Origin of the sequence: Cellulophaga sp. HaHaR_3_176 (assembly GCF_019021925.1) — a bacterium.
GTDB lineage: Bacteria > Bacteroidota > Bacteroidia > Flavobacteriales > Flavobacteriaceae > Cellulophaga.
This window is the reverse complement of the sequence record NZ_CP058990.1, coordinates 3,592,361-3,609,461: the sequence shown is the minus strand read 5'-3', so window position 1 is coordinate 3,609,461 and position 17,101 is coordinate 3,592,361. Positions and strand designations below refer to the sequence as shown.

13 protein-coding genes are annotated in these 17,101 nt (G+C 33.4%); 7 read left to right on the top strand and 6 right to left on the bottom strand.

All coding sequences use genetic code 11. From position 1 onward, the window contains the following. Nucleotides 1–53: 53 nt before the first annotated feature. The gene (locus H0I23_RS15900) at nt 54–2,354 is read left to right on the top strand and encodes an FdhF/YdeP family oxidoreductase (RefSeq protein WP_216784269.1); all 2,301 of its coding nucleotides are present in this window, start codon (nt 54–56) and stop codon (nt 2,352–2,354) included. Between the two features lie 50 nt (nt 2,355–2,404). On the opposite strand, the gene H0I23_RS15895 is transcribed toward H0I23_RS15900, so the two are convergent. The 4 genes from H0I23_RS15895 to H0I23_RS15880 all read right to left on the bottom strand — a co-directional run bounded on the left by H0I23_RS15895 (nt 2,405) and on the right by H0I23_RS15880 (nt 5,307). Beyond that, the gene (locus tag H0I23_RS15895; protein ID WP_216784268.1) at nt 2,405–2,935 is read right to left on the bottom strand and encodes a YSC84-related protein; all 531 of its coding nucleotides are present in this window, start codon (nt 2,933–2,935) and stop codon (nt 2,405–2,407) included. Between the two features lie 114 nt (nt 2,936–3,049). After that, on the bottom strand, nt 3,050–4,228 hold the full coding sequence (locus tag H0I23_RS15890; protein WP_216784267.1) for an acyl-CoA dehydrogenase family protein: 1,179 nt from the start codon (nt 4,226–4,228) through the stop codon (nt 3,050–3,052). 57 nt (nt 4,229–4,285) lie between these two features. Then, a complete protein-coding gene (locus H0I23_RS15885; protein ID WP_254073623.1) occupies nt 4,286–4,966 on the bottom strand; it encodes a tRNA1(Val) (adenine(37)-N6)-methyltransferase in 681 nt (226 codons plus the stop codon). 164 nt (nt 4,967–5,130) lie between these two features. Beyond that, nucleotides 5,131–5,307 carry an HmuY family protein gene (locus H0I23_RS15880; protein WP_254073684.1) on the bottom strand — a complete coding sequence of 59 codons (177 nt, stop codon included), beginning with the start codon at nt 5,305–5,307 and terminating at the stop codon, nt 5,131–5,133. A gap of 391 nt (nt 5,308–5,698) precedes the next feature. Here H0I23_RS15880 and H0I23_RS15875 point away from each other — a divergent pair, with 391 nt between their 5' ends. The 5 genes from H0I23_RS15875 to H0I23_RS15855 all read left to right on the top strand — a co-directional run bounded on the left by H0I23_RS15875 (nt 5,699) and on the right by H0I23_RS15855 (nt 11,263). Continuing rightward, nucleotides 5,699–6,604 carry a DUF6607 family protein gene (locus H0I23_RS15875; protein ID WP_216784265.1) on the top strand — a complete coding sequence of 302 codons (906 nt, stop codon included), beginning with the start codon at nt 5,699–5,701 and terminating at the stop codon, nt 6,602–6,604. Between the two features lie 4 nt (nt 6,605–6,608). Further along, nucleotides 6,609–8,099 (top strand): ankyrin repeat domain-containing protein, encoded by a 1,491-nt coding sequence (locus H0I23_RS15870; RefSeq protein ID WP_216784264.1) that lies wholly within the window; start codon nt 6,609–6,611, stop codon nt 8,097–8,099. 1 nt (nt 8,100) lies between these two features. Then, nucleotides 8,101–8,595 carry a DUF2271 domain-containing protein gene (locus H0I23_RS15865; protein WP_216784263.1) on the top strand — a complete coding sequence of 165 codons (495 nt, stop codon included), beginning with the start codon at nt 8,101–8,103 and terminating at the stop codon, nt 8,593–8,595. Nucleotides 8,596–8,604: 9 nt separating this feature from the next. Beyond that, the gene (locus tag H0I23_RS15860; protein ID WP_216784262.1) at nt 8,605–10,791 is read left to right on the top strand and encodes a PepSY domain-containing protein; all 2,187 of its coding nucleotides are present in this window, start codon (nt 8,605–8,607) and stop codon (nt 10,789–10,791) included. A gap of 97 nt (nt 10,792–10,888) precedes the next feature. Beyond that, nucleotides 10,889–11,263, top strand: a complete 375-nt coding sequence (locus tag H0I23_RS15855; protein WP_216784261.1) for a hypothetical protein — start codon at nt 10,889–10,891, stop codon at nt 11,261–11,263. Nucleotides 11,264–11,339: 76 nt separating this feature from the next. Here the strand turns inward: H0I23_RS15855 and rimM are convergent, their stop codons facing one another. Together rimM and H0I23_RS15845 are read right to left on the bottom strand one after the other, a co-directional pair. Beyond that, nucleotides 11,340–11,867, bottom strand: a complete 528-nt coding sequence (gene rimM, locus H0I23_RS15850; RefSeq protein ID WP_216784260.1) for a ribosome maturation factor RimM — start codon at nt 11,865–11,867, stop codon at nt 11,340–11,342. Between the two features lie 16 nt (nt 11,868–11,883). After that, nucleotides 11,884–12,432, bottom strand: a complete 549-nt coding sequence (locus H0I23_RS15845; protein ID WP_216784259.1) for a 30S ribosomal protein S16 — start codon at nt 12,430–12,432, stop codon at nt 11,884–11,886. A 225-nt stretch (nt 12,433–12,657) separates the two neighbouring features. Here H0I23_RS15845 and dnaE point away from each other — a divergent pair, with 225 nt between their 5' ends. Further along, nucleotides 12,658–17,094, top strand: a complete 4,437-nt coding sequence (gene dnaE, locus H0I23_RS15840) for a DNA polymerase III subunit alpha (RefSeq protein WP_216784258.1) — start codon at nt 12,658–12,660, stop codon at nt 17,092–17,094. Nucleotides 17,095–17,101: the final 7 nt, after the last annotated feature.

Here is a 17,101-nt window from a genome sequence, read left to right as displayed (position 1 = left end):
TGAACAAAAACAGTCTTTATATTTTAACTTTATGTGATAAGAATAGATGTAAGATGAAAGAAGGATTCCAACGTAAAGTTTCTATTAGAGGTAGTCAAAAATTCACAGATGTAAAAATAACAGAACCTGTAATTATTGCTGCTGGTGCTCTCGGTGTAAAAGAAGCATTAAAGCATACATTTAAAGAAATGGGTGTTATTAAGTCTATGCAAGCTTTATTACAAATGAATCAAGTTGATGGGTTTGAATGTCCGAGTTGTGCTTGGCCAGACCCTGAAAAATCTTCAAAATTTGCTGAATATTGCGAAAATGGCGCGAAAGCATTAGCTGATGAAGCTACGACAAGCCATATTGGAGCTGATTTTTTCTCAAAAAACTCTATTGAAGAATTATCTCAATTAACCGACTATGAATTAAATAAATTTGGAAGAGTTATAGAACCTTTAGTACTTAAACCAAATAGTATTTATTATGAGCCTGTAACGTGGAAAGAAGCTTATAACATAATTTCAGAGGAATTAGGTGGCTTAACATCTGCAAACGAGGCTATATTTTATACCTCTGGCCGTTCTAGTAATGAAGCTGCTTTCTTATACGGAATGTTCGCTAGAGCTTTAGGCACAAACAACATGCCTGATTGCTCTAATATGTGCCACGAATCTAGTGGTATTGCTTTAGGCGAAACATTAGGTATCGGAAAAGGATCAATTAAATTAGAAGATTTATACGAGTCAGAAGTCGTTATCATCGCTGGACAAAATCCGGGGACGAACCACCCTAGAATGTTGTCTGCACTTGAAAAATGCAAAGCAAACGGTGGAAAGATCATTAGTATAAATCCATTAGAAGAATCTGGATTAGTAAACTTTAAAAACCCTCAACATATAAAAGGTTGGATTGGCCCAGCAGTAGACATCGCTGATATTCATTTACCCGTAAGAATCAATCAAGATATTCCGCTTGTAAAAATTATTCTTAAAAAATTAGCTGATTTAGATACAATAGATAACTCTGTTTTTGATCATGATTTTATCAAAACATACACTGACGGGTATGATGATTTAATGGCTGACATTCAAAATTATAATATTGAAGAACTTATTACACAAACTGGAGTATCTGAAGAAAAAATAAATGAAACGGTACAGCTTATTGCTAAAAAAACCAAAATTGTTGTATGCTGGGCAATGGGTTTAACCCAACATAAAAATGGTGTAGAAAACATAAAGGAATATGTAAACTTATTATTACTAAAGGGGGCCATTGGCAAACCAAACGCTGGTACGTGCCCTGTTCGTGGGCATAGTAATGTTCAAGGCGATAGAAGCGTTGGTATAATGCACTTTGTAGATGATGCTTTAAATGCTAGAATAAAAGAGCATTTAGGTTTTACAGCACCCAATAAAAAAGGTTTAGATGTTGTTGGTGCCATGAAAGCTATGCACGATGGAGATGCTAAACTATTTATGTGTTTAGGCGGAAACTTTTTAATGGCTGCATCTGACACTGAATACACTGCTAAAGCGCTTCAGAATTGTAATTTAACAGTACAAATAAGTACCAAACTAAACAGAACTCATTTAATCACTGGAAAAACAGCTCTACTGCTACCAACTTACGGCAGATCTGAAAAAGATATGAAAGACGGTAGACTTAGATTTATTACTGTTGAAAATAGTATGGGCCGCGTACGACAATCAAAAGGTTTATTAAAACCTGCGTCAGAAAACATAAAGAGCGAGCCCGATATTATCGCAGAATTAGCCGATACCTATTTTAAAGGGAACCACTCTGTAGATTGGCTTGGTTTAGGTGCTGATTACAACCTTATCCGAGAAAAAATTGATCAAGTAGCAAAGGGTTTTGATAAAACAAATGAAAAATCGATAGGTGTTGGGTATTATTTGCCAAACAATGTACGTGAATTAGATTTTAGCATGCTACCAAATGGCAAAGCTCAATTTTCTATAAATAAGCTACCTCAACACGCTTTAAAAAAGAATGAATATATGTTGATGACCATAAGGTCACATGATCAATTTAACACAACTATTTATGGCTTAGATGATAGGTATAGAGGAGTTTATAATGAACGACGAATTATTTTCATGAATGAAGAGGATATGAAACAAAGAGGATTGAAAAAGTTAGATGTAGTTAACTTAAGTAGTCTTTACGACGATACTTTACGAACTGCTTATAATTTTAAAGTCATTCCATATGCTATTCCGAAAGGAGATTTAGCAGCTTATTTTCCTGAAACAAATGTATTAGTACCTTACAACCACTTTGCTGATAAAAGTAAAACACCAATCAGTAAATCTATTAAAGTAACTATTGAAAAATTAGTATAAAAAAAGGGAAGCAAATATGCTTCCCTTTTTTTATATTATCTGTTTTTAAACTAAAATGGATCGTAGCCAAATTTTTGACCACCCACTGATGCATCTGCCATTAAACCTGCTTTTGGCAAAGCAAAAACAGCAACACCATCTTTATATTTTGCGTTGAATGCTAAACCTGATTTTACTGCAACTGCCGAAGCTTCGGCTGCAAAAGAAAAATTACCTTCTTTAAAATCTCTTAAATCGGCTTTAGTTTCAAAGAAAATTACCTCAATAATAGCTTGACCTCCTGCCTGAAAACCAATGTTCAATTTTTTAAGATCAGCCATTCCAACTTTAATTCCATTTTCGTATACAACTCCGTTACCTGATGATGCACCGATAATAAAACCACCTTTACCTACATTCGGAAAAAGCACATAACCTGCTGAATCATCAAAAAAGCCTTGCAATCCTTCATCAGCTTTTATTAAAACTTCTTTAGCATTGTCGGCATCGTTAATTATCTTTTTTTCTTTACTTGTCTGCGCGTTTATTGCAACTGCAAAAAACAGTATAAGTAAAGTACTTACATATTTTATCCTCTTCATAATATCGTTTTTTATAATTTGTATATCTAATATACGACGATGATTAGCGGCTTGACTTTTAAGATATACTAAGAATTTGTTAAACTATTTAATAGCTTTTGAATGTGAAAACGATTATTGAAAAGCTGGGAAACCTGTAATATCAGCACCTGTAATTAAAAGATGAATATCATGCGTGCCTTCATATGTAATTACACTCTCTAAGTTCATCATATGTCGCATAATACTATACTCGCCTGTAATTCCCATTCCACCTAAAACCTGTCTAGCTTCACGAGCAATTTTTATAGCCATTTCTACATTATTACGCTTTGCCATTGATATTTGAGCTGTAGTAGCTTTACCTTCATTTTTAAGCTGACCTAAACGCAAAGCCATTAATTGTGCTTTTGTAATTTCAGTAATCATTTCAGCTAATTTCTTTTGTTGCAATTGTGTTGCTGCAATTGGTTTTCCGAATTGAATACGTTCTTTAGCATAACGCAGAGCAGTATCATAACAATCCATAGCTGCTCCAATTGCTCCCCAAGCAATACCGTAACGAGCAGAATCTAAACACCCGAGCGGTGCTCCAAGCCCTGTTTTTCCTAGTAGTATATTCTCTTTAGGTACTTTTACGTTATCAAAAATAAGCTCACCAGTTGCCGACGCTCTAAGCGACCATTTATTATGTGTTTCTGGAGTCGTAAAACCTTCCATACCACGCTCTACAATTAATCCGTGAATTCTACCTTCTTCATTTTTTGCCCAAACTACAGCTATATCTGCAAAAGGGGAATTTGAAATCCAAAGTTTAGCGCCATTTAATAAATAATGATCTCCCATATCTTTATATTTCGTTTCCATACCACTTGGGTTAGATCCATGGTTAGGTTCTGTTAAACCAAAGCAACCCATAAATTCTCCAGAAGCTAGTTTTGGCAAGTACTTTTTACGCTGCTCCTCATTACCATACGTGTAAATAGGGTACATTACTAACGATGATTGTACAGAGGCTGTAGACCGAACTCCGCTATCACCACGTTCAATTTCTTGCATAATTAAACCATAACTAATTTGGTCTAAACCAGCTCCGCCATATTCTTGAGGTATATACGGACCAAAAGCTCCTACTTCTGCAAGGCCTCCAATAATTTCTTTAGGAAATTCTGCTTTTTGAGCGTACTCTTCTATAATAGGAGAAACAGATCGCTTAACCCATTGGCGGGCAGCATCGCGTACCAGTTTATGTTCTTCTGATAAAAGATCATCAATATTATAATAATCTGGAGCTTCAAATAAATCTGGTCGCATATATATCTGTTTTTACCAAAGATATATAAAGATTTATAACATTACAATCACATAATGTTACATTTTTAAATAAAAATCTTTCGTAAGAGCCATATATTCATCCGTATACTTATTACGCTCTGTTTCAATGATCAATTCATTAATTTCTACCTCTTTTTTATGAAAACTGAATTCTAATAAACTCCTTTTTGTTTCAGCTTCTTTATTGCCTTTTACTCTTGTAATACGATTAGGGTATAAGTTTGAATTTTCTGCTAATTTCAAAAAATCAACTTCTTCCTTAAAGGGTATAATTGTAGAGAAAACCCCATTCGGAGAAAGTAATTTAGCAACACCACTTACAAGATCTTTAAAAGGTAAAGAAGTATTTTGCCTAGCATTATCTCTAGCTTCATCTCCACTACTCACTTCTTCTGAATAAAATGGCGGATTAGAAACTATTAAATCGTACAACTCTGATTCCTCTGGTTCCTCTTCTGTATATTCATCAACAAACTCATCAAAACCTGCATGAAAGCAAAACAAACGATCTGCCCAAGGTGAAGTCTGAAAATTATCAACAGATTGCTCAAAAGCATCGCCATCCAACTCAATAGCTTCTATATTTTCAGCATCACTACGTTGTGCTATCATTAAGGCTATTACCCCTGTTCCTGTGCCAATATCTAACACGGAATATACCATATTGGTTATAGAAGCCCAAGCACCTAAAAGCACACCATCGGTGCCTATTTTCATAGCGCATTTATCTTGGTTTACTGTAAACTGTTTGAATTTGAAAGGCTTCATATATTTTATTTAAATTCAAAATTAGCACTTATTTATTTGGAATAAAAAAACCCTTAACAATTACGCTAAGGGATCTAAAATTAAATTACAATAATTTTATGGCATCTCGACTACTATTGAAGTAGGCTATAAATAAATTCCGGATTACCTCTTTCGCCCGCTTCATTGGTTAGGGCTAAAAATTTTATTTTATAGTAATTGTCATCCGTATCTCTAAGAACAAAAAATACATCTTCTTTTAAAGAAGGTAATGTGCTTGGTCCGCCACCATTTCTCCAGGTGCTACCTATACCACGTTGGTCATTTAAAAAATTAGCGGGATTTATGTCTGTCAGCGTAAAATTGTAAGGTTAAAATTTAGAACGTCTGCAAGGTTATTTGCTGCTTGATTTTCTATTTGTGTTTTAGTAATAACGATTACATTATTGATAGACTTATTTATCGTCGTGGGATTATACTGACCTGTAATAACAACCTCGTTTAAGGTTTGTGTTTGCGTGGTTTCATTCGCTGTAGTTTGAGAAAAAAGAAATCCGGTCAAAACTAGGGTAAAAAAAGGTTGTAATAATTTTTATTTAGACTCATTCTTGATTAGATTTGCTGCAAATATAAAATCTTATTTTAATTGAGTCTAAATAAGATTACTGTTTTTCAAAGTAACCAATAAAAAAATATTGATTAATGAAACAACTTATCACTACACTATTATTAAGTCTTGCATTTACAATAACTACAAATGCTCAAAACAAAAAAAAACAAGATCAAAGTGCTATTAAAAATATGTGTGGCTGCTATGAAGTCGCTTTTAATTTTGCTGAGACTTTTGAATATTCAAATGACTCTACCTACATACCTTCAAAAACAAAACACGATAAAGGTTTAGAGTGGGTTCAATTAGTAGAAGATACTGATGATAAAATAATGTTACAGCATTTATTAATAGTTGGTTCGCCAGAAACACCATACATCGTTAAGCACTGGAGACAAGATTGGGAGTATCAAAACACAAACTTGTATGAATTTGATCATGATAACAAATGGAAGTTTGTAAACTTACCAAAGAATACAGTAAAAGGTCAATGGTCTCAAAAAGTTTTTCAAGTAGATGACAGCCCCCGTTACGAAGGAACAGCAACATGGATTCATATAGATGGTAAAAGTTATTGGGAGAATACAACTGACGCTCCTTTACCAAGAAGAGAATACACTACACGAAGTGATTATAATGTAACTATTAGAACAAATAGACAAGAGGTTGTTAATAATGGATGGATACATGATCAAGATAATAATAAAATTATCCGAGAAGATGGCAAAAACGATATTTTATTAGCACAAGAAAAAGGACATAATGCTTATGTTAAAGTTGCCGATAGTAAATGTAAAGCTGCTCAAGAATACTGGAACAAACAAGAAGGTAAATGGAAAATAGTTCGCGCAAAATGGGATGAAGTTTTTGCAAGAAATAAAGATTTAATATTAGAAGAAAAAGTCGATAACAAAGTACTATATAAATATCTATTTGATGAAGAAAACTACAATACAAGCGAGCAAATAAATTCAGTAATAGAATCATTTATAAAATAAAATTATGAAAAAAATAATAATAGTATTCGTCTTTTTAATATCTGGTTTTCAAATAAATGCTCAAGGTCATGGACCTGAAAAAGCAGAAGAAAACGTTTTTTTAACTCGTGATTTTTGGGATACAAAACCTACCATCGAAGTTATTGATTCAAAAATTAAAGAAGGTAATAACATATCAGCTAAAACTTCAAGTAATTTTGACCCTGTTGTATATGCTATTTTACAAGAGAGTGATAACTCTGTTATAAAATATATTCAATCAAAAGAAGGTAATGAGGCAAATAAGTTAACTCATGATGGTAGAACGTATATTTTTTGGGCAGCTTATAAAGGGAATGATGAAATAATGAAATACTTGATATCAAAAGGAGCTAAAACAGATATCACGGATGATAAAGGAAGTAGTATTTTAAATTTTGCAGCAGCATCAGGCCAACAAAATACTAAAGTCTATGATATTTGCCTTGCCAATGGTGCCGATTTAAAAAAAGATCTAAAACCTAATGGTGCAAATGCACTTTTACTCTCATCACCAAACGATCGTGATTTTAAACTAATGGATTACTTTTCAAGTAAAGGATTATCTATTAACAGTGTAGATCGTGATGGGAATGATGTATTTAATTATGTTGCTAAAACTGGCAATATTGAGCAATTGAAAAAGCTACATGAAAAAGGGATAAAAGGGACCGATAATGCATTCATCTTTGCTACTCAAGGTGGTCGCAACGTCAAACCTAAAAAATTAGATTTTTATAAATTTTTAGAATCATTAAATTTAAACCCTAATGTTATTGATTCAGAAGGAAAAACTCCTTTGCACAACTTAACTTCCTATACCAAGAACACAGAAATAATTGATTATTTTATTGAAAAAGGAGTTGATGTTAACTTAGCAGATAAAGATGGAAATACTGCCTTTTTAAATGCTGCAAGTAGAAATAAAGCTGAGATTCTCAGCCACCTACTACCTAACATAAATGATATTAATTCTGTAAATAAAAAAGGAGAATCAGCTTTAGCATTAGCTGTTGCTAATAATTCAATTGAAATAATTTCTTTTTTTATTAAAAACAAAGCGGCTATTGCAACAATAGATAATGATGGTAACAACTTAGCTTATTATCTTTTAAAATCTTACAGAAAACCAAATTTTAATGCCAAATTGGAATTATTAAAAGCAGAAGGTTTTGATATCACAAAAACTCAAGAAAATGGCAATACGCTTTTCCATTTAGCATTAGAGTATAATGACATTGCCTTATTAAAACAAGTAAATGAATTCGGTGCAGATGTAAACACTAAAAACAAAGAAGGTGTCGCTCCTATTCACATAGCAGCAATGAAAGCTAAAAATGATAAGGCCTTAAAATATTTAATATCTATAGGCGCAAAAAAAGAAGCTGTAACAGATTTTGAAGAGTCTGTTTATGATTTAGCTTCTGAGAATGAATTGTTAAAAGAAAATAATATATCAATCGAATTTTTAAAGTAATATGAAAAACGTATTTAAAATAATAGGAACAGTATTAATATTACTTGTTGTCTTATCAATATATTCTTTTAATACTCAACCTGCTACTTCAAAATATAAATGCATGATGCAGATGGTAAACTACACCGGAGAAGGCGCATATATCGTCATCTCATTAATAAACCCTAATGGTGGTTACGAAAAAACACTTTATGTGCAAGGAGATGATAGTGAATGGTACCATGATTTAGCAGAATGGTGGAAATTTTACGGAAAAAAACGCTCAGGCATAGATGGAATTACAGGAGCAACTATAGCGGGTGGCGAAAGAATTATTAGTGTTATTGAAATTGATGATTCAAAAATAAATAGTGGTTACAGCATCCGTTTTGAAACTGCCGTAGAAGATCAAGAGTATTACACAAAAGATGTGCAGTTTGAGCTTACAAACGCATCTGTAAAGAGTAAAGTAGAAGGCACGGGGTTTTTACGCTACGTACGTCTATTGCCTAATTAAATAGAGTATATGACAATTTCTATCTGGAGATATAGCCACCTTACCCTGGCTATATCTTCTTTTATTTTTATCTTATTAGCATCGGTTACCGGAATTATATTGGCTTTTGAACCTATTTTGGAACAAGCTCAGCCGTATAAAATGGCAGACCTTGATGAAGTTTCTCTTTGCGAAACCGTTACGGCATTTAAAGGTACATACCCTGAAGTTATAGAATTAGAAGTAGATGCGAATGAGTTTGTATTAGCTAGCGTTATTACAGAGGAAGGCGAATCATTATCGGGGTATTTTAATCCGAAAACAGCGGTTTTCCTAAGAGAAAAATCCGAACCTTCAAAGTTTTTTCAGTTTGTAACCAATTTACATCGTTCCCTTTTTTTAAAAAGCACAGGACGTTTTTTGGTAGGTTTTTGTTCTTTTCTTTTATTTTTAATTTCTATTTCTGGAGCTATTCTAGTATTACAAAGACAACGTGGGTTTAAAAAATTCTTCGCTAAAATTGTTAATGAAAACTTTTCTCAATATTGGCACGTAGTGCTAGGGAGATGGTCTTTAATTCCTATTATCATCATTACAATTACAGGAGTGTATTTATCCTTAGAAAAATTTAATGTTTTTCCAGAAGATAAAACGTCACATGATGTAGACTATGAGTCTATCGCCGCTACACCAATCTTAGCAGTAAATAATTTTCCTGCATTCCAAGATATTAAGCTTTCTGAGCTTAGTTCCGTAGAATTTCCTTTTTCTGACGATGTAGAAGATTATTATACATTAAAATTAAAAGACAGAGAGCTTTTAATAAATCAGTTTACTGGAGAAGTATTAAGTGAGATTCAGAACCCACTAACCACTATATTTTCAAACCTGAGCATTCAATTACATACCGGAAAAGGCAGTATAGTTTGGTCTTTAATTTTAGCGATTGCGACTATTAATATTTTGTTTTTCATCTATTCAGGGTTTGCCATGACATTTAAAAGAAGGCAATCAAAGATTAAAAATAAATTCACTAAAAATTCTAGTACATATGTAATTCTTGTAGGTTCTGAAAACGGAAGCACCTTGGTTTTTGCCAATGCATTAAAAGAACAGATTATTGCTTCTGGAAATAGCGTTTTTTTAGCAGAACTTAATGATTATTCAACATATAAAAATGTGGAACACATTATCGTCATGACTTCCACTTATGGAGAAGGAGAAGCTCCTGTAAATGCTAATAAATTTTTAAAGCTACTAAACACTATTCCACAAGAAAAAAACTACAGTTTTTCTGTACTTGGTTTTGGGTCTTTAGCTTACACAGAATTCTGCAAATTTGCTTTCGATATTGATGCAGGGCTACGGCAACAAGAAAAAAATCAGACGCTACCCGTATTTACCATAAATGATAAATCTTTCAGCAGTTTTGAACAATGGGTAAGTCTGTGGTCCAAAAAAGTTGGCCTTAATATTATCATGCCTTTAAGTAGTTTAGATGATAAACCAAAGCAGTTAAAAGAATTTAAAGTTATTTCTACCACAACTGCAAAAAATAATCCTGATGATACTTTCAAACTTGTTTTAAAACCTAATAAGCGATTGCAATTTACATCGGGAGACTTATTAGCTATCTACCCTAAAAATAACTACCAAGAGCGTTTATATTCTATTGGAAAGCTCAACGGAAATATTCATTTGAGCATAAAGCTTCATGAACAAGGTTTAGGTTCTGGCTATTTAAATGCTTTAAACACTAATGCTATTTTTTCTGCTCGAATTATAGAAAATAAGAATTTTCATTTTCCTGAAAATTCTAATCACGTTGTATTGATTGGTAATGGTACGGGAATACTCCCTTTTCTAGGGATGTTGCATCAGAATACAAATAATATTCCAACGTATTTGTATTGTGGCTTGCGCAACCAGCAATCTTTTACTTTGTATGAGAGCGAATTGAATGCTAGTTTATCTAATGGGCATTTAACGAAACTTCATTTGGCGCTCTCTCAAGAACAAGGAAAGGTATATGTTCAAAATCTTTTAATGCGTGATGCCGATTTTATATTTGAGACCTTATCCTTAAATGGAATTGTAATGATTTGTGGATCTTTAAAAATGTACCAAGGAGCTTTAGAAGCACTAAAAAAGATTTGCATAGCTAATAATGCTGATTTTGAGTCTTATAGACACTTAATAAAATCAGATTGTTACTAATCTTTATTATTTTAAAATTAATTAGCAATTCATTTTTTATTTAGAATGATTCTACATAAATTAGTTATTTAGAATTGATATAAATAAAATACACTCCATGGATGATATAAACACAATATATTATAATGATTTCGGAATCGCTTTTCAATGGAAAAGATCGGCGGGTAAAGATTTTAGAAGAATTCAGTTAGTTTTTAGAGATACTGGCTTGTTTGTAACACAAAAGGAATTAATTCACTTTTCTTATAATGTACAAAAAACATTAGATAATCCTTCAGTTTGCGACGATTGCCATACATATGAACATTGTCAAAAAATGCATTTGGTAGAAACTCCTTTCGGACAAATAACATTTGCTATGACGTATACTGAACTAGAGAGAACATTAAACCTTATAGAAGGAACAATATTTCAATTAGGGCTAGATAAAATGTTAGAAAACGAATCAATAAATTTTAAAGATATGCCATAAGTTACTCACTTATGGTATGTAAAATTGTTTGCAGAACCATTTCTTTTTAGGAGTGGTTTTTATTTAGAAAAAAAAATTAGTCTAAATATAAGTCAACTAAACCAACTGGTGTAGTTACATGAATTGTTTTGTTTTCACGATCTACCTTTGTAATGATTTCATCATTTATAGGTATAAGTAACTGCTTATCATCCTTTACAGCTTCAAACAACGCTTGTGAAGTCATATCGTTTACACTTTCGACAACACCAATATCACCATGAACACTATCTAGAAGAGTAAACCCAATAATTTCGTGAAAATAGAACTTGTCACCTGAAAGTTTAGGCAACATTGTTAACGGCAAATAAATTTCTGAACCCATAACTCTATCGGCATCAGATTCATCTGCAATTTCTTCAAAACGAACACGAAGTAGTGTTGATTTATGAAGTTGAGATTTTTTAATAAAAAATGGAACCAGATTATTTCCTAAAGAAATAAATACTGATTCCAAATTTTCGTATTCTCCGGGTTCATCCGTGTCTAATTTAATTAGCACTTCACCCTTAAAGCTATATTTTGAAACGATTTTACCTAAGTAGAAACAATCTGACTTTAGCATATCGTTTTAAATATAATTATTCTTTTGTTTCAGCATCAGCAGCTGGAGCCTCTTCAGCAGGCGCAGCTTCTTCTGTTGTAGCTTCAGCTTCGGCAACTACCTCTTCAGGTAATGCAGCAGCAGCAGCTTCAGCAGCACGTTTTTCGTTTACAGCTTTTTCAGCATCTAAAGCTTTAGCTTTAGCTTCTGCTTTAACTTTGTCTAAACCTTCTAATTTAGTACCAACAATTTTTCCTTTTTCTTCTAACCAAGCATTGAATTTTTCTTCTACTTGCTCTTCAGTTAAAGCTCCTTTACGAAGACCACCTAATAAGTGATGCTTTAATAAAACACCTTTATATGATAAAATACGCTTAGCAGTTTCAGTTGGTTGTGCACCATTCTGTAACCATGTAACAGCTTTATCAATTTTTAATTCGATAATTGCAGGGTTAGAATTAGGATTGTAGATACCTAATTTTTCTAAGAATTTACCATCTCTTTTTGATCTTGCATCTGCTGCAACTATCCAATAAAATGGTTTTCCTTTTTTACCGTGTCTTTGTAATCTAATTTTTACTGGCATATCACATTAATTTGTAGGGTGCCCGACCCTTGATTATTAATTCTTTTTATTTGCTTACGTATAAGCGGGTGCAAATATATATCTTTTCAATAAAAATACAACACATTTTATGTGATAATTAAGGCATTAGAGTTAAAGTTAATAACTACTAAGAAATCACACCCAATAAAACACCCTAATTTTGTACTTTTATAAGCTACTTTTTTTGATAGAAAAACACCCATTATGTACCTAATTTTCGATACAGAAACTACTGGATTACCTAAACGCTGGAATGCCCCACATACAGATACGGACAACTGGCCTCGTTGTATACAGATTGCTTGGCAATTGCATGACGAGATGGGAAACCTTATAGAACATCAAGATTATTTGGTTAAACCAGAAGGCTTTAACATACCTTATGATGCAGAACAAATTCATGGCATATCAACTGAATTAGCAGAACAACAAGGTGTTCCTTTAGCTGAGGTGTTAGAGAAATTTAACATTGCTATGTCTAAAACAAAATTTATTGTTGGGCAAAATGTTGGTTTTGACCTCAACATTATGGGTGCAGAATATCACAGAGAAAATGTCAAAAACCCACTGCAAGAATTACCGGTTTTAGATACCTGTACTGAACACACTGCTCAACTTTGCCAGATACCTGGTGGGCGTGGTGGTAAATTTAAATTACCTACACTTACCGAGTTACATCAGTTTTTATTCGGAGAGCCTTTTGGTGAAGCACACAACGCAACTGCCGATGTTGAAGCAACTACCCGTTGTTTTTTAGAGCTTATTCGTAAGCAACAATATACTATTGAGAAGTTAGACGTACAACCTGATTATTTTAAAAATTTCTCCGAGGTTAACCCTCAAGAAATTAAACTAATCGGTTTAAAGCACATCAACTTAAAAAAGGCATCTAAAAAAATTGCAGATGCACTATGGAAAAAAGATACAGGTGCAATATCAAAAGAAGAAATAAAAGAAAATTTAGCAACTTTAGAAACCGCTAGTTTTTCTCACTTACATAACCATACTCAGTTTTCCATTCTACAATCTACCATTAGTGTTCCTAATTTAATTGCCGCAGCTGCAAAAGCTAAAATGCCAGCAGTTGCAATGACGGATCATGCAAATATGATGGGGGCTTTCCATTTCGTAAATGGAGTTCTAAATCACAACAAAGGTGTTGTTGATAGAAATGAAGAAAAATTAAAAAGATTTGAAGCTACGAAAAATGGAACTTTAGCCGAAGGCGAAGAAGCTTTAGACGAATTACCCGAACCTGAAATAGAAATTACACCTATTATTGGTTGTGAGTTTCAAGTTTGTGAAGACCATACCAATAAATCTCAAAAAGATAACGGATACCAAATTGTAATGCTTGCCAAAAACAAGCAAGGGTATTTAAATTTAGCGAAAATGTCATCTATCGCTTTTGTTAGTGGTAAGTATTATGTGCCACGTATTGACAAAAAAGTAGTAGAGCAATATAAAGAAGATATTATTGTACTTACAGGTAACCTTTATGGTGAAGTACCTAGTAAAGTATTAAATGTTGGTGAAAACCAAGCTGAAGAAGCATTGTTGTGGTGGAAAGAAACTTTTGGCGATGATTTGTATATTGAAATTATGCGTCATGGTCAAGAAGATGAAGACCGTGTAAATCAAGTTTTAATTCAGTTTGCAAAAAAACATGATGTAAAATTGGTAGCTACCAATAATACATATTACGCAGAAAAAGAAAATGCGCATGCACACGACATTCTATTGTGTGTAAAAGATGGTGAAAAGCAAGCTACACCAATTGGTCGTGGTCGCGGATACCGATATGGTTTACCTAATCAAGAATATTACTTTAAATCTTCAGATGAAATGAAGGAGCTTTTTAAAGATATTCCTGATGCCATTATTAACATTCAAGAAGTTGTCGATAAAGTAGACACCTTTACACTTGCGCGTGATGTATTATTACCCGCCTTCGATATCCCCGAAGAATTTCAGTTCGCTGAAGACAAATTAGATGGTGGTAAACGCGGTGAGAATAAGTTTTTACGACATATTACATACGAAGGCGCTAAAATAAGATACGGAGAAATTACTCCTTCAATTGATGAACGATTAGATTTTGAGCTACAAGTAATTGAAAAAACAGGGTATCCTGGTTACTTCTTAATTGTTGAAGATTTTATCCGTGCCGCTCGAAAGATGGATGTATCGGTTGGTCCTGGCCGTGGATCAGCAGCAGGTTCTGCTGTTGCGTATTGTTTATGGATTACCAATTTAGACCCTATTAAGTACGATTTACTTTTTGAGCGTTTCCTAAATCCGGATCGTGTAAGTATGCCCGATATTGATATTGATTTTGATGATGAAGGGCGTGGTCGCGTAATGGATTATGTAATTGATAAATATGGCTCCAACCAAGTGGCTCAAATTATCACTTATGGTACCATGGCTGCAAAATCATCGATTAGAGATACAGCTCGTGCATTAGACTTACCATTAGGTGATGCTGATAGAATGGCAAAGTTGATTCCGAATATGTCTAAATTAAAAAAAATAATCGGAATTGATGAAAAAACGCTAAAAAGTAAATTTAATAGCGAAGAGCTTCTTAAGATAAACGAACTTATTGCTATTTCTCAAGGCAATAACCTCGAATCTGAAACCTTAAACCAGGCTTATATACTAGAAGGTTCAGTTCGTAATACGGGTATTCACGCTTGTGGGGTAATTATTACACCTGATGATATTACAAAATTCGTACCCGTTGCATTAGCAAAAGATTCTGAAATGTATTGCACCCAGTTTGACAACTCGGTCGTGGAAGATGCAGGCTTACTAAAAATGGATTTCTTGGGGTTAAAAACATTAACCCTAATTAAGGATACCGTAAAAATTGTAAAAGCAAAACATGGTGTCGAGTTAGATCCAGAAAACTTCCCGCTAGACGATGTAAAAACATATGAGCTTTTCCAACGTGGTGAAACAATAGGGGTTTTCCAATATGAATCTCCTGGAATGCAAAAACACATGAGAGCCTTAAAACCTACTGTTTTCGCCGATTTAATTGCCATGAATGCCTTGTACCGACCTGGCCCGATGGAATATATACCAAGTTTTATTGCTCGTAAGCACGGTACTGAAGAAATTATTTATGACCTTGATGCTAATGAAGAATACTTAGCAGAAACCTACGGTATTACAGTATACCAAGAGCAAGTGATGTTGCTATCACAAAAACTAGCAGATTTCACCAAAGGTGAAGCCGATGTTTTACGTAAAGCAATGGGTAAAAAACAGAAATATGTTCTTGATAAAATGAAGCCTAAATTTATTGAGCAAGCTTCTGCAAAAGGGCATGCTGTTGATAAATTAGAAAAAATTTGGAAAGATTGGGAAGCTTTCGCAGCATATGCCTTCAACAAATCTCACTCTACTTGTTATGCCTGGATTGCATACCAAACTGCCTATTGTAAGGCACACTACCCTGCCGAATACATGGCTGCTGTATTATCGAATAATATGAACGATATTAAGCAGGTTACCTTCTTTATGGAAGAATGTAAACGCATGGGGTTAGATGTTTTAGGGCCAGATGTAAATGAATCGTACTACAAATTTGCGGTAAATGATGCAGGAGCTGTACGTTTTGGTATGGGAGCCGTAAAAGGTGTTGGACGTGGTGCTGTAGAAACTATTGTTGAGAATAGAAAAGAGAAAGGTCCTTTTAAATCTGTTTTCGATTTATCAAAACGAATTGATTTAAGAGCTGCCAACAAAAAAGCGTTTGAAAACTTAGCTGTTGCTGGCGGATTTGATTCTTTTGGAGATACGCACAGGGCACAATATTTTGTTGACGAAGGAGATGGTATTACATTTTTAGAAAAAGCTGTAAAATATGGATCTAAATTTCAAGAGAACGAAAACTCTAGCCAAGTAAGTTTATTTGGTGATGCTAGTGATGTACAAATACCAGAACCTGTTGTTCCTCCTTGTGAAGAATGGGGAACTATGGAAAAACTACGTCGTGAAAAAGAAGTTGTAGGTATTTATATTTCTGGTCACCCATTAGATGATTTTAATGCAGAAATAAAATCATTTTGCAACGCAAGCCTATCCGATTTAAATGATCTAGAACGTGTTGTAAACAGAGAGTTATCTTTTGCTGGCGTAATAACTGATGTACAGCACCGTATTTCTAAAAATGGAAAAGGCTGGGCTATGTTTACGATGGAAGATTACACTGACTCTTTCGAATTTCGAATTTTTGGTGAAGAATATTTAAAATTCCGCCACTTTTTAATGATCAATAGCTTTGCCTATGTTAAAATATTTGTAAAAGAAGGTTGGGTAAATAGAGATACAGGAAAAAAAGGAGATCCTAGAATGCAATTTAATAGCTTTATGCTTCTGCAAGAAGTTATGGAAACCTATGCTAAAAAACTAACCATTAATTTAAATATTGACACTTTAAAAGAAGAAAACATCATATCTCTCAAAAGCACTTTAGGCTCTTATATTGGAGACCATACGCTGAATTTTGTAGTTTATGAAATGGAAGAATCTATAAAAGTAAATTTAGTAAGTCGAAAGCAAAAAGTGCAAATAAGCAGTGAACTTTTAAAACAACTTGAAGAGCAAAATGTTCTTTTCAAGCTCAATTAATAAATTT